This is a genomic window from Paraherbaspirillum soli (assembly GCF_042654985.1).
In the GTDB taxonomy this organism is placed as follows: Bacteria; Pseudomonadota; Gammaproteobacteria; order Burkholderiales; family Burkholderiaceae_D; genus Paraherbaspirillum; species Paraherbaspirillum soli.
This window is the reverse complement of sequence record NZ_JBHSMT010000026.1, coordinates 360,482-378,670: the sequence shown is the minus strand read 5'-3', so window position 1 is coordinate 378,670 and position 18,189 is coordinate 360,482. Positions and strand designations below refer to the sequence as shown.

The 18,189-nt window shown below is 57.4% G+C and carries 19 protein-coding genes; 12 read left to right on the top strand and 7 right to left on the bottom strand.

Translation table 11 applies throughout. The features are described 5' to 3' along the window. Positions 1-12 precede the first annotated feature (12 nt). The 4 genes from ACFPM8_RS15570 to ACFPM8_RS15555 all read left to right on the top strand — a co-directional run bounded on the left by ACFPM8_RS15570 (position 13) and on the right by ACFPM8_RS15555 (position 3,395). Positions 13-279 (top strand): hypothetical protein, encoded by a 267-nt coding sequence (locus ACFPM8_RS15570; protein ID WP_378998595.1) that lies wholly within the window; start codon positions 13-15, stop codon positions 277-279. A gap of 107 nt (positions 280-386) precedes the next feature. Beyond that, the gene (locus ACFPM8_RS15565) at positions 387-1,682 is read left to right on the top strand and encodes a sensor histidine kinase (RefSeq protein WP_378998593.1); all 1,296 of its coding nucleotides are present in this window, start codon (positions 387-389) and stop codon (positions 1,680-1,682) included. A 51-nt stretch (positions 1,683-1,733) separates the two neighbouring features. After that, the gene (locus tag ACFPM8_RS15560) at positions 1,734-2,474 is read left to right on the top strand and encodes a head GIN domain-containing protein (protein ID WP_378998591.1); all 741 of its coding nucleotides are present in this window, start codon (positions 1,734-1,736) and stop codon (positions 2,472-2,474) included. Between the two features lie 168 nt (positions 2,475-2,642). Continuing rightward, the gene (locus ACFPM8_RS15555; RefSeq protein WP_378998589.1) at positions 2,643-3,395 is read left to right on the top strand and encodes a LytR/AlgR family response regulator transcription factor; all 753 of its coding nucleotides are present in this window, start codon (positions 2,643-2,645) and stop codon (positions 3,393-3,395) included. Between the two features lie 136 nt (positions 3,396-3,531). Here ACFPM8_RS15555 and ACFPM8_RS15550 read toward each other — a convergent pair whose 3' ends face one another. The 4 genes from ACFPM8_RS15550 to ACFPM8_RS15535 form a co-directional block, all read right to left on the bottom strand. Further along, on the bottom strand, positions 3,532-4,377 hold the full coding sequence (locus ACFPM8_RS15550; protein ID WP_378998587.1) for an EAL domain-containing protein: 846 nt from the start codon (positions 4,375-4,377) through the stop codon (positions 3,532-3,534). Between the two features lie 46 nt (positions 4,378-4,423). Next, a complete protein-coding gene (locus ACFPM8_RS15545) occupies positions 4,424-4,639 on the bottom strand; it encodes a TOBE domain-containing protein (protein ID WP_378998585.1) in 216 nt (71 codons plus the stop codon). Between the two features lie 37 nt (positions 4,640-4,676). Next, positions 4,677-4,892, bottom strand: a complete 216-nt coding sequence (locus ACFPM8_RS15540) for a TOBE domain-containing protein (protein ID WP_378998583.1) — start codon at positions 4,890-4,892, stop codon at positions 4,677-4,679. A 298-nt stretch (positions 4,893-5,190) separates the two neighbouring features. Beyond that, entirely contained in the window at positions 5,191-6,207 is a 1,017-nt protein-coding gene (locus ACFPM8_RS15535) for a sulfate ABC transporter substrate-binding protein (protein ID WP_378998582.1), read from the bottom strand. 57 nt (positions 6,208-6,264) lie between these two features. Between ACFPM8_RS15535 and ACFPM8_RS15530 the strand changes: the two genes are divergently transcribed. The 7 genes from ACFPM8_RS15530 to ACFPM8_RS15500 all read left to right on the top strand — a co-directional run bounded on the left by ACFPM8_RS15530 (position 6,265) and on the right by ACFPM8_RS15500 (position 13,872). Next, entirely contained in the window at positions 6,265-7,023 is a 759-nt protein-coding gene (locus ACFPM8_RS15530; protein WP_378998580.1) for a fimbrial protein, read from the top strand. A 138-nt stretch (positions 7,024-7,161) separates the two neighbouring features. Beyond that, entirely contained in the window at positions 7,162-7,887 is a 726-nt protein-coding gene (locus ACFPM8_RS15525; RefSeq protein WP_378998578.1) for a fimbrial biogenesis chaperone, read from the top strand. 198 nt (positions 7,888-8,085) lie between these two features. After that, positions 8,086-10,620, top strand: coding sequence for a fimbria/pilus outer membrane usher protein (locus tag ACFPM8_RS15520; protein WP_378998576.1), 2,535 nt, complete (start codon positions 8,086-8,088; stop codon positions 10,618-10,620). A gap of 193 nt (positions 10,621-10,813) precedes the next feature. Further along, a complete protein-coding gene (locus tag ACFPM8_RS15515; RefSeq protein ID WP_378998575.1) occupies positions 10,814-11,380 on the top strand; it encodes a fimbrial protein in 567 nt (188 codons plus the stop codon). Between the two features lie 18 nt (positions 11,381-11,398). Next, positions 11,399-11,938: a fimbrial protein gene (locus ACFPM8_RS15510; protein ID WP_378998573.1), complete on the top strand. Its 540-nt coding sequence runs from the start codon at positions 11,399-11,401 to the stop codon at positions 11,936-11,938. 51 nt (positions 11,939-11,989) lie between these two features. Beyond that, on the top strand, positions 11,990-13,000 hold the full coding sequence (locus ACFPM8_RS15505; protein ID WP_378998571.1) for a fimbrial protein: 1,011 nt from the start codon (positions 11,990-11,992) through the stop codon (positions 12,998-13,000). Positions 13,001-13,197: 197 nt separating this feature from the next. Beyond that, positions 13,198-13,872, top strand: a complete 675-nt coding sequence (locus ACFPM8_RS15500; protein WP_378998569.1) for a hypothetical protein — start codon at positions 13,198-13,200, stop codon at positions 13,870-13,872. A gap of 84 nt (positions 13,873-13,956) precedes the next feature. Here the strand turns inward: ACFPM8_RS15500 and ACFPM8_RS15495 are convergent, their stop codons facing one another. Continuing rightward, entirely contained in the window at positions 13,957-14,403 is a 447-nt protein-coding gene (locus ACFPM8_RS15495; RefSeq protein WP_378998568.1) for a diacylglycerol kinase, read from the bottom strand. A 209-nt stretch (positions 14,404-14,612) separates the two neighbouring features. On the opposite strand from ACFPM8_RS15495, the gene ACFPM8_RS15490 reads away from it, so the two are divergent. Continuing rightward, on the top strand, positions 14,613-15,395 hold the full coding sequence (locus ACFPM8_RS15490) for an IclR family transcriptional regulator (RefSeq protein WP_378998566.1): 783 nt from the start codon (positions 14,613-14,615) through the stop codon (positions 15,393-15,395). A 582-nt stretch (positions 15,396-15,977) separates the two neighbouring features. On the opposite strand, the gene pbpG is transcribed toward ACFPM8_RS15490, so the two are convergent. Then, entirely contained in the window at positions 15,978-17,132 is a 1,155-nt protein-coding gene (gene pbpG / locus ACFPM8_RS15485) for a D-alanyl-D-alanine endopeptidase (protein WP_378998564.1), read from the bottom strand. Positions 17,133-17,307: 175 nt separating this feature from the next. Beyond that, positions 17,308-18,087 (bottom strand): class I SAM-dependent methyltransferase, encoded by a 780-nt coding sequence (locus ACFPM8_RS15480; RefSeq protein ID WP_378998562.1) that lies wholly within the window; start codon positions 18,085-18,087, stop codon positions 17,308-17,310. Positions 18,088-18,189: the final 102 nt, after the last annotated feature.

Here is an 18,189-nt window from a genome sequence, read left to right as displayed (position 1 = left end):
GGGAGAACCATCATGAAATCATCACGCCAACTGCAAGCCGCCACGATGTTGATCGCGGCCCTCATCAGCGCCGCCGTCCTGTCCATCGCCGTCAGCCCGGCGCTGACCGCCACCAGCCCGGTGCTTGCCAGCGAACTGCCAACCGTCACGATTATCGGAAAGCGCATGAGCCGCGCGGAAAAGGCGGCTTTTGCGCAGCCGGAAAACACCCGCAACGACAAGCAAACCACGCTCGCCAAGACCGAAGCGACTACGCTGACAGCGCCAAGCGTCGATTAGCGGCCATTATTGGCCCTACCGTTAGTCATAGCGATCAGCTATTTCGCGCACCTTGCGTTTAAAATGGCGGCAATTTAGATACGTTGCCGCACAACAAGAGCCCACACATGAAATCTGAAACGGTCACCGCACTCAAGGAAACCTCGGCCATCGTCCTCAGCCACCTGGCACGCGCCTTTGACAAGATTGCGACCTGGGTCGCGCAATTATCGTGGTGGAAATTTTTCCTGTTTGCGGTGCTGGCGATGACCGCAAGCGGGATTTTGCAAAGCATCCTGTTTTCGTCGGATCAGGACATCATTTTCATCGAAAATAAAAAGTCAAAAAAACACAGCCCGGCAGCGATCAAAGCCACCGTCAACGGCGATACCAACGTCCAGCTCGACGGCAACGGTCTGCGCATCAACAAAATCTATACCTACACCGACGACGGCCAGGACGCGGCAAGCATGCCAACTCCGCCGGCGCCGCCCGCCCCGGCAACAGCACCGACAGCACCGACACCGCCAGCAGCCCCCGCGCCCTTGCCGCTGCCGCCCGACGCCGCACGCGATGTCAATAACGCCATCGACGAAGCGGTTAGCGCGATCGACGAAGAGGCCGACGACAAGGCGGAAAAAAGGGTTGCCCACTATCAGAAAAAATCGTCTCAATGGTTTGAGAACTTCGTACTGTTGCTGGTGCTCGGCTTGTTCGGCACCAAGGCTTTAATGGGCGGCAAGAAGCGCGCCGAAGCGCTGGCGCGCACCGCCAACGCGGCAGCCGAACACGCCAACCTGCAACGCCAGGTGTCCGAGGCCAAAATACAAATGATCCAGGCGCAGGTCGAACCGCACTTCCTGTTCAACACCCTGGCTTCGGTCGAGTACTTGATCGAAACCGATCCGCCTCGCGCATCGGCCATGCAGAAACGCCTGATCCAGTATTTGCGCGCCGTGTTGCCGCAAATGCGGGAAACCGCCACCGTCACCAACCTGGGACGAGAAACCGACATCGTGCGGGCCTACCTGGATCTGTTGAAGATGCGCATGGAGGAACGCTTGAATGTCGACGTCCAGGTTTCGGATGGACTGCGCAGCGCGGCGTTCCCGCCGATGATGCTGCAATCGCTGGTAGAAAACGCCATCAAACACGGCCTGGAATGCAAGACCGAAGGCGGCACCTTGCGCATCCTGGCGGAAGTCGCCGACAACAAGCTGCGCGTCAGAGTGACCGACGACGGCCTGGGCTTTGGCGCGGTCCCCAGCAACGGCACCGGACTGGGATTGCAAAGCATCCGCGATCGACTCAAACTGTTGCACGGCGATCAGGCCCAATTGGTCATCGTGCCCAACAGCCCCAGCGGCGTCTGCGCGACGATCGAAGTGCCTTATCAATTGGCCAGCCAGAGCAAGGCTGCTTGAAGCGATTCAAAAAAAACCGACATTTCCAACTTTCCACAGGAGCCATCGCACATGAAATCCAGACCCCGTTTTGCGCTGATCTTTGCACTGACGACAGCCGCAATCATTCCTTTTTTAAGCACAGGTGATGCCATGGCCGAAGGCAATGTGACCAAAGCTGAACGCACGGTAGGCGAATTCCAGCAACTGGAACTGCAAGACAGCATCGACGTGTATCTGACCCAGGGACCGGTCAAGCCGGCGGTGATTGAGGCCGAAGAAAGCCTCATTTCGCAGGTGGAACTGGTGAAGACAAACAAAGTGCTGCAGGTAAGAATGAAGCACGATTCATTTTTCGGCAGCCATCATTTCAGTAGTCATCACCCGATTAATGTCTACCTCACCGCACCTGATGTGAACAGCTTGAGCGTGGCCGGCTCAGGCGACATCAAGCTGACTGGCAAATTGAGCGAAAAAGACAGGATCAATGTCTCCTTGTCCGGCTCCGGTGGCGTCAGCGGCGAACTGAACGCCCCCACGGTAAAGGCATCCATCGCGGGTTCCGGCGATATCAAGGTCAACGGCAAGACGCGCGACCTGAATGTGGCGATCGCCGGCAGCGGCAGTTTCGACGGCCCCGCGCTGCTGTCTGAAAACACCAGCGTTTCGGTGGTCGGCAGCGGTGATGCGCATGTCTATGCCAGCAAGGAACTGACGGTCAGGATTGCAGGTTCCGGCGACGTCACTTATAGCGGCGAGCCGCAGGTGTCGTCCAAGGTGATCGGTTCCGGGTCAGTACAAAAGAAAAAATAAAATTCAGGCGCCCCTAAAAACCTACTGCAGGATTTAGCAAGCCCGCCAATCTCGGGGCTGTGATGCTCGCTGTACCTCCGTACAGCTGCGCTTCTCGCCCCGACCTTGGGCCGCTCGCTACGGTTTTTTGAGGCGCCTGTAAAAAATCTTCCACACCAAAATTCAACTATGCCAACCGCCATTATTGCCGACGATGAACGCCTGATGCGCGACCAAATCCGGCTGCGCCTGAGTCAAGCCTGGCCGGAACTCGAGATCCTCGGTGAAGCCAAGAACGGTGAAGAAGCGATCGAACTGGTCAATCTGCACCAACCCGATTTCACTTTTCTCGACATCCGCATGCCGGGCAAAACCGGCCTGGAAGCCGCGCAAGCGATCGGCACCCGCAGCCATATCGTGTTCATTACCGCCTACGACGAATATGCGATCCAAGCCTTCGAGCAAGGCGCAGTCGATTACGTCCTCAAACCGGCCGAAGCCGACCGTCTGAGCCTGACCGTGGCCCGCCTCAAAGCGCGCTTGAGCGCGGCGCCGGCCGACATGAGCACGATGCTGGCGCAGTTGGCCAAGCAGATGGGAATCGCCACCAAGCCGAACTACCTGCAGTGGATTCAAGCCAGCATCGGCCAGCAGTTGCGGCTGATCCCGGTGCAAGAGATCCTGTTTTTCCGTTCGGATGAAAAATACACCAGCGTTCAGACCGGCAGCTATGAAGCGCTGATCCGCAAGCCGGTGCGCGATCTGGCGGAAGAACTGGACCCGGATTTATTTTGGCAAATCCACCGCGCCACGCTGGTCAACGTCAACGCCATCGAAGGCATTACCCGCGATTTGCGGGGCCGTCACCTGGTGCTGGTCAAAGGTCATAGCGAGAAACTGGAAGTGAGCCGCAGTTTTATCCATCTATTCAAGCAGATGTAAAAAACCGGAAACTGCAGCCGTCCGTTGGGGTCCGTAGGGCGGATGAGCGCAGCGTTATCCGCCGATGGATGTGCCACATGTGTTTGGGGCATTAAAAACGGCGGAAGACGCTACGCTTTTCCGCCCTACTTGTTGTTCAAGCAGATGTAGCCAACTCAGGCGCAGCCAATGCCCGCAGCGCAGCCTGCGGCAAATCCCACAAGAAGCCCTGGGCATGCAGCGGCATCGCGGCACGTTGCGCCAGCCGCTGCAAAACATCCAGGTCGCGCTCTTTTTCAAGCCGCTTGAAAACCACCTGAATCGCGCGCGCTTCACAGTCTTCCAGCAAACGCCTGGTCGGATCGTCATCATTGACGCCGCGGGCGTCGATCTTCAACACGTCCGGCCGCACCCGCTGCAGTAAGCTCGCGGCCTGCGTCACATCGTCGGCATTGATCGCCAGCCGAAATTGATTGCGCCGATAGTTGTCCAGCACATAGTTCAACAACCAGCCCTGGTTTTCCGTGACGGTCGGCAGTTGCAGCACGATCCGCTGATGCGGCAGTCCCAGCAATGCCAGGATGCGCCGGAACGCCATGCCGTGATTGCTGTCGACCGCTGCCAGCAAGCGCGGATGCACGCTCAAAAACAGATCGCCGGCCGCGGCTTGCGGCTGCCGATAAAAATTAATCGCATGCAGCATGCGGCACAGCCGATCTAGTTCCACCGACTCATCGTCGCTGGCCGCATGATCCAGCAGCTTCCATAGATACAAACCGTTGTCGCTGGCCGAATAGCTATGGGCAAAGCCCTCGTAGCCGACTATCTGTGCCGGCTCCGCAATCTCGCGCAGCGGCTGGAACACGCTAGTCAGCGCGGTATTGAAGTAACGGCCTTGCGCCCGCCCCTCGTTATCCAGCCAGACCCGGCTATCGCCGCGGGCGCCGCGCCGGCTGCTGCTGTGCAATTGGGCCAGATATTGTTCCAGCGCGGGAAAGGACATGGGCGACCTCGATGCGTTAGGTGAACAGGACTGGATTGAACAAGATTCAAATCTTGGCGATCGACACCTCGGTCGCCTTCACCAGTGCGACCACTTCGGTCCCCACCTCCAACCCCAGGTCCTTGACCGAGCGAGTGGTGATGACCGAGGTGACGATCCCGGCCGGGGTGTCGACGTCGACTTCCGAGACCACCGTGCCTTCGATGATCTCCTTGATTTTTCCCTTGAATTGATTGCGTACGTTGATGGCTTGGATGGTCATGATTTTTCCTTGAGCGAATTGATAGGAGCTTGAAAATTCACAGCTTGGCGATCGCCACTTCGGTCGCCTTGACCAAGGCGATCACTTCCGATCCCACCACCAAACCCAGATTCCGGACCGAGCGCGTGGTAATCACCGACGACACGATGCCGGCGGGTGTTTCGATCTCGATTGCGGACAACACCTCGTCCTCGGTGATGTGCTGGATTCTGCCTCGAAATTGATTGCGGACATTGATTGCCTGGATACTCATCTTTTCTCCTGTGGGTAATGGTCGGCTCTACAAACCTACTGCCCGGCTCAAGCACCTTGCGTAGGGCGGATGAGCGCAGCGTTATCCGCCGTTGATGCGCCACCTGCGGTGGATTCGAGGCGGGTAACGGCGGAAGGCGCTGCGCTTTTCCGCCCTACGCGACTGCCCGGCTCAATCACCTTGCGTAGGGCGGATGAGCGTAGCGTTATCCGCCGCTTTTTAATGCGTCAAACACATGTGGCACATCCATCGGTGGATAACGCTGCGCTCATCCACCCTACATTGAGAACCAATCGCATTATTTCGCGCCGGGTTGATAAATCTTGTCGAACACGCCGCCATCGCTGAAGTGCGTTTTCTGCGCATTTTTCCAGCTGCCGAAAATGTCGGCGACGCTGAACAAACTCAACTTTGGAAATGTGGACGCATACTTGGCCGCCACTGTCGGATCGGTCGGACGATAGAAATGCCGCGCCGCGATGTCCTGGCCTTCGGCGCTGTACAGATACTCCAGATAGGCTTGCGCAATCTTGCGCGTGCCGCGCTTGTCGACCACTTTGTCGACCACCGCGACCGGCGGCTCGGCCAGGATGCTGACCGATGGGAAGACGGTATCGAACTTGCCCTTGCCAAATTCCGCCTGCACCAGATAGGCTTCGTTTTCCCAAGCCAGCAGGACATCGCCGACACCGCGCTCGGCGAAAGTGACGGTCGCGCCGCGCGCGCCGGAATCCAGCACCGGCACGTTCTTGTACAAGCGCGAGATGAAGTCGCGCGCCTTGCTGTCGTCGTTATGATTCTTTTTCAGCGCGTAGCCATACGCCGCCAGATAGGACCAGCGGGCGCCGCCCGAAATCTTGGGATTGGCGACCACCACCGACACGCCCGGCTTGACCAGATCGTCCCAATCCTTGATGCCTTTCGGATTGCCTTTGCGCACCAGCAGCACGATGGTCGAGGTGTACGGCGTGCTGTTATGCGGCAGCCGCTGTTGCCAATCGGCCGGCAGCAGCTTGGCCTTTTCCGAAATTTCGTCGATGTCGTAAGCCAGCGCCAAAGTCACCACGTCGGCCTCCAGACCGTCGATCACCGAGCGCCCCTGCTTGCCCGAAGCGCCGTGCGATGCCTTGAACGTGACCTGGTCGCCGGTTTTGGCTTTCCAGTATTTGGCAAAGGCACGGTTGTAGTCCTGATACAGCTCGCGGGTCGGATCGTAGGAAACGTTGAGCAGCGAAAAATCAGCCGCCTGCACCAGTTGCGCACCCTGCGCGAGCAAGGCAACGGCGATCACGGAACGAACCAGTTGCTTCAACATGAGCTGCTTCCCTCTTCAATATTGCTTGTTTTGGAGAAGACAGATTAATCAGGCGGGATGCAAAACAAAACGAATACTTTCTTCTCTCCATATCCGGAAAACAGATATGCAATCGCAAGGAGGATGAATTTAGGTGTTTTCCTTATATTGGCAATTTGGTATTTTTCTTATGATAGCGATACTTCAAATGTGCTTCCGTTTAGCTATAACGAAAACACAGTTGCAAGTTCTCCATTCATTTCTGAAAGGTATTACATGAAACAATATTTCATGCCTGCATTACTTGCCGCTACTGCGGCTATCGCGCTGAACGCACATGCTGCACCGGTCGCTATAGACAATACGACCGGCATGGTGCGTTTTACCGGCGAGTTCAATGCATCAGCCTGCGATCTGGCATCGACCGACATCAATGGCGGAGCGACGGTCCCGCTGGGTTCCTATAAAACCACCAATTTGACAGTGGCTAACCCGACGACGCCAATACAAAACTACCCAATCACGCTGACCAATTGCGATACCAGCGTCGCCAAAAAAGCACGCCTGTCTTTCACCGGCTTTAGCGATCTGGTCGACCCAACTTTATTGCAACTTCAACTAGGCGGTGCGACTGGTGTAGCGGTTGAGCTGTTTGATTCCACAAACAACAAATTGAACCTGGGCAGTCAATCGGCGCTGATGCCTCTGGTCGCCGGTTCCAATACGTATCAACTCGGTGCACGCTATAGAAGAACGGCGCCAGCCACCGGTTCAGTCACGGCTGGTAAGGCCAACGCGCAAGCGACCATCGTGATCAGCTACGACGATGGCTTGTAAATCCCCCCTGTTGGAACAGCGCGGCCTGACACAGGCCGGATGCTAGCGGTGTGACATTCGATCGCCTCATTTCGGGACGGCTATGGGGCGATCGCATTTATCCAAATCCCTCAATCCGCAAGGTACGGAAAGCTCAACATGCATAAGTGTTTTATGGCGCTGGCGCGAGGTCCGCTGCCTGTTGCCGCAATACTGGCGCTGACATCGCTGCTGCCCAGCGCCCATGCCGGCATCGTGGTCGGCGGCACCCGCGTCGTATTCGAAGGCGGCAAGCGGGAAACCTCCATTTCAGTCAATAACAAAGGCGATCTGCCTTACATCGTGCAGGCCTGGGTCGAGGATGCCGACAACCAGCCGCCCTTCTTGGTCACGCCGCCGATGTCGCGCCTGGAAGGCGAGAAGGAAAGCCTGTTGCGCATCATTTGCGTCAAATGCGACCAGCTGCCGTCCGATAAAGAATCGGTGTTCTGGCTCAGCATCAAGGAAATACCGCCGATGGTCGATGGCGACAATGTGCTGCAGCTGGCGGTGCGTACCCGCATCAAGCTGTTTTATCGCCCGCGCGACCTGAAAGGCAATGTCGGCGATGCGCCGCTCCAATTAGCCTGGACCATAGGCCAAGCCGCGGATGGAGCAGCGACGCTGGAGGTCAACAATCCGACACCCTATTTCGTCAGTTTCAGCAAGCTGACCGCGACTGGCGCAAGCGGCGAGCAGAACATCAAGGCCCGCATGCTGGCGCCGTTCGGCAAGGATAGCTATCCGCTCGACCGTGGAATGGTCGCCACCGCAGTCAGTTTTTCGACGATCAACGATTACGGCGCCGACGTCGACAGTCCCGCGGTACCGATCAAATCGCACTAAGGCGCGACTCTGACCGCGCCGCATCTAGGGGTGTTTTCCGATATCCCCTGACACCCGCGATAAAGACTGTTGCGTTGTCCCCGGGCAGTGCTTGCCCGACGCGCTCGTCCCCACTTCAGCCGGATGGTTTTGCAACGGCCTGTTGAAATTGCATGCATTGCCATGGTCCGCATGGCAATGGCTTTTATTGCCTTCTCGATGAATCCAACTCCCCCGCTCCCCTGTTCATACTTGCTTTGCACCGCCAGCTTCGGGCTGGCGCTGCTATGCGCCGATGGCGCGCACGCGGCAGCGCAAACGTCCGGCAGCAGCGAGATCAAATTCAACAGCGGCTTCCTGGAAAAGGGATCGCCGGACCAGAATGTCGACCTCAGTATTTTTGCCCAAGGCAATCGGGTGCTGCCGGGCGACTATGTCGTCGACGTGAACCTTAACGGCAGCAGAAAAGAAAAACGCACAATCCGTTTCGACCAGAGCGGCGGCAACGATGCGCAACCGTGCGTCACGCTGGCCATGTGGCAGCAATGGGGCCTCAACCTGAAAGCCTTCCCAGACTTGGAAAAGCTGCCGGCCGAACAATGCATGGATGGGCCCTCGCTCGGCATTCCGGAAGCGAAGGTGGCTTACGACGCCAGCAAGCAACAGCTCGACGTCAGCCTGCCGCAAGCCGCGATGCAGCGCGATGCGCGCGGCTGGACCGACCCGGCGCAATGGGACCAGGGCATCAATGCGCTGATGCTCAACTACAACCTGGGCACGACCCAATATCGCAACAACGCCATCGACAGTTCGGACTCCACCTATCTGAATTTGCGCGGCGGCGTCAATCTCGGCGCCTGGCGCTTGCGCAGCTCGGGCAACTATAGCCGCGGCACGCGCTCAGGCGGTGCCTGGCAGCGCAACGACAGCTATCTGCAGCGCGACCTGATTCCGTGGAACAGCAGCATCGTCGTCGGCGACAGCAATACGCCGGGGAATATTTTCGACTCGTTCGCGTTCCGCGGCGTGCAACTCAGCTCCGACGACAGCATGCTGCCGGACAGCCTGCGCGGTTATGCGCCTACCATCCGCGGCATCGCGCAAAACAATGCCACCGTCACCGTGCACCAGAATGGCTTTTTGCTGTACACCACCTATGTCGGCACCGGCCCGTTCGAGATCGACGACCTGTACGCCACCGCCGGCAGCGGCGACCTGGAAGTCACCGTCACCGAAGCCGATGGCCGCAAGACGCGCTTCGTGCAGCCGTACGCCGCGGTGCCCACCCTGCAGCGCGAAGGCCAGTGGAGCTATAGCCTGACCGCGGGCAAATACCGCAGCGCCTATGCGCAAGGCAAGCGCCCCGCGTTCGCGCAAGCCAGCGCGGCACGCGGCATCGGTCGCGGCTATACACTGTACGGCGGTTTGATGGGAGGCGACACCTATCAATCCTTGGTGCTCGGCGCCGGCGCCAACTGGGGCGACTACGGCGCTGCCTCGGTCGATCTGTCGCATGCGCAAAGCAGACGCCAAGACGGACAAGGCAGCAATGCCGGGCAATCGCTGCGTTTCCTGTACGCCAAATCGCTGGTCGAAACGTCGACCGATTTGCATCTGCTCGGCTACCGCTATTCGACCCCGGGCTATCGCACTTTCTCCGAATCGGTGAGCGAGCAGAATACCGCCGCCGGCGGCTCCTTCTTCAATCGACGCAGCCGGATTGAAGGCAGCCTGCAGCAAAAACTGGGGGACTATGCTTCGCTGTTCGCTTCAGTGGCCCGCCAAAACTATTGGGGCACCTCGCGCAGCGAACACTCGTTGCAGATCGGCTTGAACAGCGCCTATAGAAACCTGCTCTACGGCCTGTTCTACAGCAGCACTTCCGGCGGCTGGATGGGCGGCAGCAACCGGCAATTGATGCTGACTTTATCCATCCCGCTGGACGATGGCAGCAACGGCGTGTCGTATTCCGCTGCGCGCAGCGACAGTAGCGCCACCTCGCACAACGCGACGCTGTACGGCTCTGCGCTGCAAGACAAGGCGCTCTCCTACAGCCTGAGCGCCAATCATTTCAGCCAAAGCAATGGCAATGCCTCGCTGTCTTATCTGGCGCCGAGCGGGCGCTACAACCTCGCGCGCAGCCAAGGCCGCGGCCACAGTTCGACCTCGGCCTCGATGAGCGGCGGCTTGCTAGCGCACGCCGACGGCCTCACCTTGGCCCAGGAACTGGGTGACACCATCGCGCTGGTACAAACCCCCGGCGTGGCTGGCGTCAGCGTCGCCTCCGCCAACGGCGTGCGCACCGACCGCGCCGGCAACGCCGTGGTCACCAGCCTGACGCCCTACCGCAGCAACCGGGTGGCGATGGATCCGACCACGCTGCCGGAAGGCGCGGACCTGAAGAACACGGTGGCCTTTGTCATCCCGACCAAAGGCGCGGTGGTGCGCACCACCTTTGCCGCCACCACCGGCGGCGTGCGCATGCTGCTGCGGCTGCTGGACAAAGACGGCAAAGCGCTGCCGTTCGGTTCGCGCATCGAAAATGCGCAGTCCGAAGAGCAATCCATCGTCGGCAGCGCCGGCGAGACTTTTTTGGCTAGCGCACGCCCCGGCGAAATTCTGAGCGCGCACTGGGGCAAGGAAGCGCATCAATCCTGCAGCTTTCGGGTCGATGTGCAGATTGAACTGCGAACACACAGCAGAGTGGGCGAAGCCGCCAACGCGCTAGACCGAAGAGAAGTGGTTTGCCTATAAGCCCGCGCAGACGACAGGGCACCTCTAAAAACCTACTGCAGGGTTTGGCAAGCCCGCCAATCTCGTGGCTGCAGGGTTGGCAAGATCGTCACCGTACAGTCGTACGACTGCGCTTCTTACCCCGACCTTGGGCCGCTCGCTACGGTTTTTAGAGGTGCCCGACAAAGACATGATCAATCGACAGGAACACACGATGAAATCCGCAGAACAAAATACCTGGAAAAAAATATCGCAGACGGCATTGACCGTATTGTTGGCGACGACAGCCATCGGTAGTGAGGCAGCCTCAGTCACGATATCGATCACCGGCTCGATTACGCCGACCACGTGCACGGTATCGACCTCCACGATCAGCTTCGCGTTGGGTGCGGTTTCGGTAGCGAAATTCAGCGGAATCGGCACCGGTTCGGACTGGGTCAATCGGGATCTAACACTGAACTGCCCCAGCATCACCGGCCTCAACATGGACCTGACGTTCACAGGAAACTCGACTGCCGGCTCCCTCCGTCAATATTTTGCGCTACCGAGCAACCAGGGCAGCGGCCTCACCGTTGCCTCCGGCGTCGCGGTCGAACTGTCCACCACCAATGCCAGCAACGGCCGCATCACCGCAACCACGACGCTGTCATGGAGACCGACCAGCAGCAACTCATCCAATAATTATTCCTACCCGCTATATGCGCGTTACGTACAAACCGGTGCGGCCGTGGGGGCCGGCTCCGCCAATGCCAGTTACACGATGAACATCACTTACAAGTAAGCCGGGATTGCGATGGCCATGGATTTATTGAAGCGCAATAAGATGCTGGCCGCTGCGGCCAGCCTGTCATGCATGATCGCCAGCTGCCCGGCCGATGCCGCCAGCGCCTCGATGCAGATCAGCGGCTCGGTCTACCAAAACACCTGTGCGGCAGCAGTGGTGACGCAACCGGCCAATGGCATCGTCCGCCTGGGCAGTTATTGGATGGATCAATTCGTGGCGCAGGGCGGCAAGACAGCTTGGCGCACTTTCACGATTTCGCTGAGCGGCTGCACCATCACGACCGCCAGCAATGCGCAATTTTCTTTCGATGGTCCGGATACATTGGCGCCGGCATTGTTTGCGCTGGCCGCCGGCAGCGTCCGCGGCGTGGCAATCGAACTACGGCGGAAAAATGCCGCCACCAGCATTACGCCCAAGGTCGCGCTGGCTATCCCGATCACCGCCGGCAGCAGCAGCTACGACTTCGAATTTGACGCGCGCTACCGCGCCAATGGCGCGCAACTGGGTGTGGGCAGGGCCAATGCCAATGTGCCGTTTAGCGTGTCGTATAACTGACTCAGGACGCCGTTGCGTCAATCCCGACCGCCAATCTTGAACTACCTCTGCATGAATAAACTAAAAATGACTACACCAACACCTCGCAAATATCGCACCGTGCGACAAGCCAGCTTGACCTCATGCCAGCGCCGCGTCTCTCGACTGCGTTGCCTGATGGCGACAATTATTGTTATTGCTACAGCGCCATCTTATGCGGCCTGCTCGCTCACACCTGCACAACAAAACCTGCACTTCGATCTCGGCAACTTGGCGATCAGCAACGACTCACCCAGTGGCGCGGTGATATACACGACATCAAGTCAAACCAGCGGAACCATAACCAGGCGCTGCCAGCGACCAACCGATCCGGTCCTTGATTCTCCGATGTACTCCATGCGGTTCGGTCGCGGAATTCGTTTCGCACCTCAGATGGGAAGTGCATGGGGTTCACTGCACGCTAGCAATAACGTCAATTGGAAATCCACACTACGGATGCAGGCCAATATGCAAATTCCGTCCACGACACACGCACTCCAAATATCCAAGTGGGGGCAAGCGGTAAATCCCGGAGTCGTAAATTATGCAGAGATAGGAGTTGTCTCCATACCTGATGGACGAGGTGGAGCATCGGCAATCCGATTCACCGCTAGCTACACCATCACACAACCTACTTGCGCCATCTCAACCGGGGATCAGTCAGTTTCGCTCGGGAATATGTCGGCCGGCGGGTTTGCCGGCGATCAAGGAGGGCCATGGAAAAATTTCTCTGTCAGCTTCAGCAGCTGCAGCAATGTCGGCACGATTAACTTTGCCACCTCAACCGGCGAAGCCGATGCGAACAAAACAGGCTTCTACAGGATCTCCAGCACTTCAGGCGCGGCGCAAGGCGTCGCTATCGAATTGAGCCGCAATGAGGGATCGAATACCAATGCGATTGCGCCAGGCGCTTCTTTTAGCGTCGGCACCGGCGGAGCGGCCAACGTGACCGCCAGATTCAGGGCGCGCTACAGGCAAACTCTCAACACGGTCAAACCCGGCTCGGCCAATGGCGCGATCAGTTTTACTGTCACTTACAGTTAATTGCAGCCGTTAATTGCAGCAAACAATACGAGACGAAATAAGTGCTGCCGTCACTCGTGACCGGACTACATTTCTCGCGCTAGATGCCGTTATAGATGCTTGTGAATTACTTTTCTTCACAGGGGCACGACGTTTCGATTTCATCATGACTTTGAAGCACTTCATCCATATTCGGCAATTCCATTTTTGACAGAGACATGAAAAAGACTATCGCAGCTTTTGGTTTGATCGCAGCTTGGTTTGCGGCTGGCGCCGCGCACGCAAGCGATGTCGGCATCACGGCCGATCTCGGCACCACCGGCATGGGTTTCCACGTGACCGTTCCGGTGCAGTCGAGTTTGAACGCGCGTTTCGGCCTGAATTATTTGAGCTACTCGTACGACGGCAGCACCAGCGACCTGGATTACAAGTTCAAATTGAACTTGAATACGTTTGATGCCTTGCTGGACTGGTTCCCGATGGACAACGGCTTCCGCATCTCTAGCGGGCTGGTCTACAACAACAACAAAATTACCGCCAACGCCAAACCGAATCAGATCGGGACTTACACCATCAATGGCAACACCTACAGCGCCGCCAACGCCGGCCAGGTGGACGGCAAGATCGACTTCCGCAAGATCGCGCCGTATGTCGGTATCGGCTGGGGCAACGCGGTTGCCAAAGACAAGGGCTGGGGCTTTTCGTCGGATCTGGGAGTCTTGTTCCAAGGCGGTGCGCGCACTTCCCTGAACAATAGCGGTTGTACCGCGGATGCCGCCACCTGTGCGCGGCTCGCCAGCGACGTCAATGCAGAGAATGTGACTTTGCAAGACAAGGTGCACAACTACAAGGCTTACCCTGTGTTGCGAGTAGGCGTCAGCTATCGCTTCTAAGAGCCGGCTCAAAGCGCTCGCTTCCGCAAATTGCCGCAACGCACGATCCTGTCCAACAGATCGTGCGTTTTTTATTGGGCGCTGTCAGGATTTAAATAGAGGAAACAGGATCACGGCCCAGGTTGCCACTGCCAACATGAAAGTCAGCAGTACGGCGGCGCTGCCGAAGTCTTTGGCGTTCTTCGAAAGCGGGTTGCGTTCAAGCGACACCCGGTCCACCACAGCCTCGATTGCCGAGTTGATCAGCTCGATGATGATGATCCAGACCAGGACCGCAATCAGCATCAATTTTTGCAGCAAGGACACCGGCAAAAACAACGCAACAATGATGCCGGGAATCACGATCGCCAATTCCTGGCGGAACGCGTGCTCATTCTTCCAAGCCGATTTAAAACCTTCGATCGAGTAGAAAAAAGCGGAAAAAATCCGCTTGAAGCCGCTGGTGCTTTTGAATTCGCTGATGCGTTGGGGTGCTTGCTGCGACTGCGATGGGGGCTGTTGCGACTGCCTTGGTTGGTTTCTTTTGCTCATACTGTACTGATCTTCGATAAAAGCGCAAGGTTGCGCCGACGAATTTTAACAGCCCGGATCGGCAGCATGCGAAATGGATTTTCATTGTGATATTTAGCGCTTCAGGCGGTGGCGCCGGCTTGAATTACGGCTCTAATCGAGAGCGATACCAAAGCACAATTTTTCACATTATGATATAAACACCTCCACTGCAATGCACCATTACTTCGATGAAAACTGACCCAACCGACGACACAAGTAAAATTTCGATCCAGGTAATCGAGCGCATGGTTTCGCTGCTGGATACGTTGGCGCAATACCCTGATCCGGTCAGTCTGAAGGAGTTGTCGGCGGTCACCGGTCTGCATCCATCGACTGCCCATCGGATTCTCAACGACCTGGTGGTGAAGCGCTTTGTCGATCGTTCCGAGCCAGGCAGTTATCGCTTGGGCATGCGCTTGCTGGAATTGGGCAATGTGGTCAAAAGCCGTCTCAATGTGCGCGAAGCGGCGCTCGATTTCATGCGCGGGCTGCATCGCAAAACCAATCAGACGGTGAATCTGTCGGTACGTCAAAGCGATGAAATCGTCTATATCGATCGCGCATTTTCCGAACGATCCGGCATGCAGGTGGTGCGCGCCATCGGCGGCCGGGCGCCGCTGCACCTGACCTCCACCGGCAAACTATTCCTGTCCATCGACGATCCGAAAATGGTGCGCGCTTATGCGACGCGGACCGGCTTGGCGGGACATAACAAGAACTCGATCACCGACCTCAGCAAGCTCGAACGCGAGTTGAGCCTGGTGCGCGCCCTGGGCTACGCGCGCGACAATGAGGAGCTGGAGCTGGGCGTGCGCTGCATGGCCGCAGGCATCCGCGATGACTCGGGGAAAATGGTTGCAGGATTGTCGATTTCCGCCCCTGCCGATCGGCTGCAAGAAGAATGGGTGGAAGATTTGGTTAATACGGCGAATCAGATTTCTGCCGTGCTGGGATATACCCCGCAGCAATAAAATGCGGGGCGATGAAGCCCCCGTACCGCGGGCGACGCATCAATGGCGGATAACGCTGCGCTCATCCGCCCTACGGATAGTTGCAGTCGCGTAGGGCGGAAAGGCGCAACCCTTGCAGGGCGCGTATCCGCTTGCAAGCAGATACTGTTCCGCAGGCAGATGGCATGCCATCTGAAACCCCTGCTACACCCTTCCGCCGTTACCCGCCTCGAATCCACCGCAGGCGGCGCATCAATGGCGGATAACGCTATGCTCATCCGCCCTACGGACGACTGCAGTCGCGTAGGGCGGAAAAGCGCAGCGCCTTCCGCCGTTACCCGCCTCGAATCCACCGCAGACGGCGCATCAATGGCGGATAACGCTACGCTCATCCGCCCTACGGACGGCTGCAGTCGCGTAGGGCGGAAAAGCGCAGCGCCTTCCGCCGTTACCCGCCTCGAATCCATCGCGTCATTCGGAACAGCCGCACAAGCTAAAAGGGTTGGAATTTATCCATCAATAACTTGATGAACAAATTCCAACCCTTTTTTGATACCCGACGCAATCCGCGATCACGCTCAGGCGGCAAATCCCGGAAGCTAGTTAGCTCTGGCCGTCGGCCAACTTAACCTTGGTCAAAGTCGGCGCATGCGAATCGGCCAGCCATTTGCGGACGCGATCGGCGTCGGCTTGACGCGAATTCTTGCCGCGCGAATCAAGCAGCACCATCACGATCTGCCGCCCTTCAATCGTGGTTTGCATCACCAGGCAACGTCCTGCTTCGTTGATGTAACCGGTCTTTTGCAAGCCGATCTGCCATCCCGGGTTGTCGACCAGATGATTGGAGTTGGAATATTGCAGCGGACGCCCGCCCGGCTCGACCAGGTATTTCGGATCGGTCGAATACTGGCGGATGACCGGGTGTTGATATGCGGCCAACACCAATTTGGACAAATCGCGTGCACTGGCGACATTGAGATGCGACAGCCCGGTGCTGTCGACGTAATGGGTGTCCGTCATGCCGAGCGCTTTGGCCTTTGCATTCATGGCTTCGACAAATGCGGGCAAACCGCCGGGATAGTGACGGCCGAGTGTTGATGCTGCGCGATTCTCGGAACTCATCAGCGCGATATGCAGCATGTCGGCGCGAGTCAATTCCGAACCGACGCGCAAACGTGAACTGCTGTGTTTTTCGCGGTCGATGTCTTCGTCGGTGACGCTCAACACCTCACTCATATCCTGCTTCGCCTCGACCACTACCAGACTGGTCATCAGCTTGGTCAGCGACGCAATCGGCAATGCCACTTGGGAATTTTTGTCCAGCAACACCTCGGAACTGTTTTGATCCAGCACTAGCGCGACGCTAGAGCGCAAAGCTAGCGGATCGCGCGTCAGATTCAAACCTGCCAACTCGCCGGCGGACATGACAGGAGGCACCGCGGGCACGACTGGCGCAAGGGCAACGCGCTGATAAACCACCTTGCGGCGGCCATGCACCATCACAACTTTCCGGACCAGCTTCTCATTTTTATCGAGCGAAGCAACATTGCGTTGCTTGCGCGCATGCGAAGACGCCGCATGGCGTTTTTTACCAGCGGCGTTGGCGGCAGTTTTTTTATGGGGAGAGGTAGTGGCAGTTGCCTTCTTTGCGGACTTTTCAACAGGTTCTTGTTGTGTTTGAGCAAAACCAGAACTTACAGGCGCGATCGCAAGCGCAAGAAACAATGATAAAAATGCAGCAAGCGCGGATTTGCCCATATACAACTCCAATATCCCAAAATTCGGCTAACAATAACTTTGTCGAAGTGTAGGGAAATACCCGATAAATCGCAAGAAAATTAGGCAGTTAGCGTACTACGTTAAACAATTTTCGATGTCGGACCGTCGGTTCGAAGCCTAAATTATGTCACAACCAGCCGGTCCGGCATTCGCTCTAAAATAATATTTTTTTATTAACCTCAAGCAATACCGTGTCGATTGAGAAAGAATAATCTTGCCGCAAATCAAAATATGCCGACACTTCTGCCGGTGCGCTGTCCCACAGTGATTTGATCGCGATCACGCGCTCTGCCGGGGTGCGCATTCTGGCCACCCAGGTATCGAATTGCAATGGCAATTTCCATTGTTTGTCGCTGACGGGGGTAAATCCTGCCTGCGCCAGCAACTGATGCCATGCAGAAACGCTACGGTTGCGCACGTGCGAGCTATCTCGCAGCAATTCGATGGACTGCAAGTAAGTGTCGGCCAGCACATCTTCGGGCGACGCCGTGTCGATCACGATGCATTTGCCGCCCGGCTTCAGCACGCGCGCCATCTCGGCCAAGGCCTGCGGCAAATTTTTCCAGTGATGCGCACTAAAGCGACTGCATACCAGGTCGAACGAGGCATCGGCGAACGGCAACCGGTCAGCGCTGCCCTGCCGCACTTCCAGATTATTCAGACCGCGCTCGCGCGCAGCGCCTTGCACTACTTCCAGCATTTCGCTCGCCAGGTCATAGGCGATTACTTTGCCGGCGTGCGGCGCCATCGCAAAACTGACATGGCCGCCGCCGCAGCCGACGTCCAGCACCGTGGCTTGCGGGAATTGTTGCGCATAAGCGGCGAGCTGCTGCAAATCCTGTCCCTGCGCATGGACTGTACTGGTCAAGTAAGCCGCGGCGGTGCTGCCGAATTGCTCGGAAACCACCTTATCGTGATTGCGTGTGTTGTGCATCAGGTTCTCCTCAGAAATGGCGAAGCGCCAATGAAGCACCAGTCTAGTGATTATTTATCCTGTTACAAGACTAGTGTTTATACTATTACTATTGATAACAGA

What these genes read in the sequence shown, in the direction of transcription:
- ACFPM8_RS15570 (WP_378998595.1), top strand. Translation starts at nt 13, where the DNA reads ATGAAATCATCACGCCAACTGCAAGCCGCCACGATGTTGATCGCGGCC.
- ACFPM8_RS15565 (WP_378998593.1), top strand. Translation starts at nt 387, where the DNA reads ATGAAATCTGAAACGGTCACCGCACTCAAGGAAACCTCGGCCATCGTC.
- ACFPM8_RS15560 (WP_378998591.1), top strand. Translation starts at nt 1,734, where the DNA reads ATGAAATCCAGACCCCGTTTTGCGCTGATCTTTGCACTGACGACAGCC.
- ACFPM8_RS15555 (WP_378998589.1), top strand. Translation starts at nt 2,643, where the DNA reads ATGCCAACCGCCATTATTGCCGACGATGAACGCCTGATGCGCGACCAA.
- ACFPM8_RS15550 (WP_378998587.1), bottom strand. Translation starts at nt 4,377, where the DNA reads ATGTCCTTTCCCGCGCTGGAACAATATCTGGCCCAATTGCACAGCAGC.
- ACFPM8_RS15545 (WP_378998585.1), bottom strand. Translation starts at nt 4,639, where the DNA reads ATGACCATCCAAGCCATCAACGTACGCAATCAATTCAAGGGAAAAATC.
- ACFPM8_RS15540 (WP_378998583.1), bottom strand. Translation starts at nt 4,892, where the DNA reads ATGAGTATCCAGGCAATCAATGTCCGCAATCAATTTCGAGGCAGAATC.
- ACFPM8_RS15535 (WP_378998582.1), bottom strand. Translation starts at nt 6,207, where the DNA reads ATGTTGAAGCAACTGGTTCGTTCCGTGATCGCCGTTGCCTTGCTCGCG.
- ACFPM8_RS15530 (WP_378998580.1), top strand. Translation starts at nt 6,265, where the DNA reads ATGCAAAACAAAACGAATACTTTCTTCTCTCCATATCCGGAAAACAGA.
- ACFPM8_RS15525 (WP_378998578.1), top strand. Translation starts at nt 7,162, where the DNA reads ATGCATAAGTGTTTTATGGCGCTGGCGCGAGGTCCGCTGCCTGTTGCC.
- ACFPM8_RS15520 (WP_378998576.1), top strand. Translation starts at nt 8,086, where the DNA reads ATGAATCCAACTCCCCCGCTCCCCTGTTCATACTTGCTTTGCACCGCC.
- ACFPM8_RS15515 (WP_378998575.1), top strand. Translation starts at nt 10,814, where the DNA reads ATGAAATCCGCAGAACAAAATACCTGGAAAAAAATATCGCAGACGGCA.
- ACFPM8_RS15510 (WP_378998573.1), top strand. Translation starts at nt 11,399, where the DNA reads ATGGATTTATTGAAGCGCAATAAGATGCTGGCCGCTGCGGCCAGCCTG.
- ACFPM8_RS15505 (WP_378998571.1), top strand. Translation starts at nt 11,990, where the DNA reads ATGAATAAACTAAAAATGACTACACCAACACCTCGCAAATATCGCACC.
- ACFPM8_RS15500 (WP_378998569.1), top strand. Translation starts at nt 13,198, where the DNA reads ATGAAAAAGACTATCGCAGCTTTTGGTTTGATCGCAGCTTGGTTTGCG.
- ACFPM8_RS15495 (WP_378998568.1), bottom strand. Translation starts at nt 14,403, where the DNA reads ATGAGCAAAAGAAACCAACCAAGGCAGTCGCAACAGCCCCCATCGCAG.
- ACFPM8_RS15490 (WP_378998566.1), top strand. Translation starts at nt 14,613, where the DNA reads ATGAAAACTGACCCAACCGACGACACAAGTAAAATTTCGATCCAGGTA.
- pbpG (WP_378998564.1), bottom strand. Translation starts at nt 17,132, where the DNA reads ATGGGCAAATCCGCGCTTGCTGCATTTTTATCATTGTTTCTTGCGCTT.
- ACFPM8_RS15480 (WP_378998562.1), bottom strand. Translation starts at nt 18,087, where the DNA reads ATGCACAACACACGCAATCACGATAAGGTGGTTTCCGAGCAATTCGGC.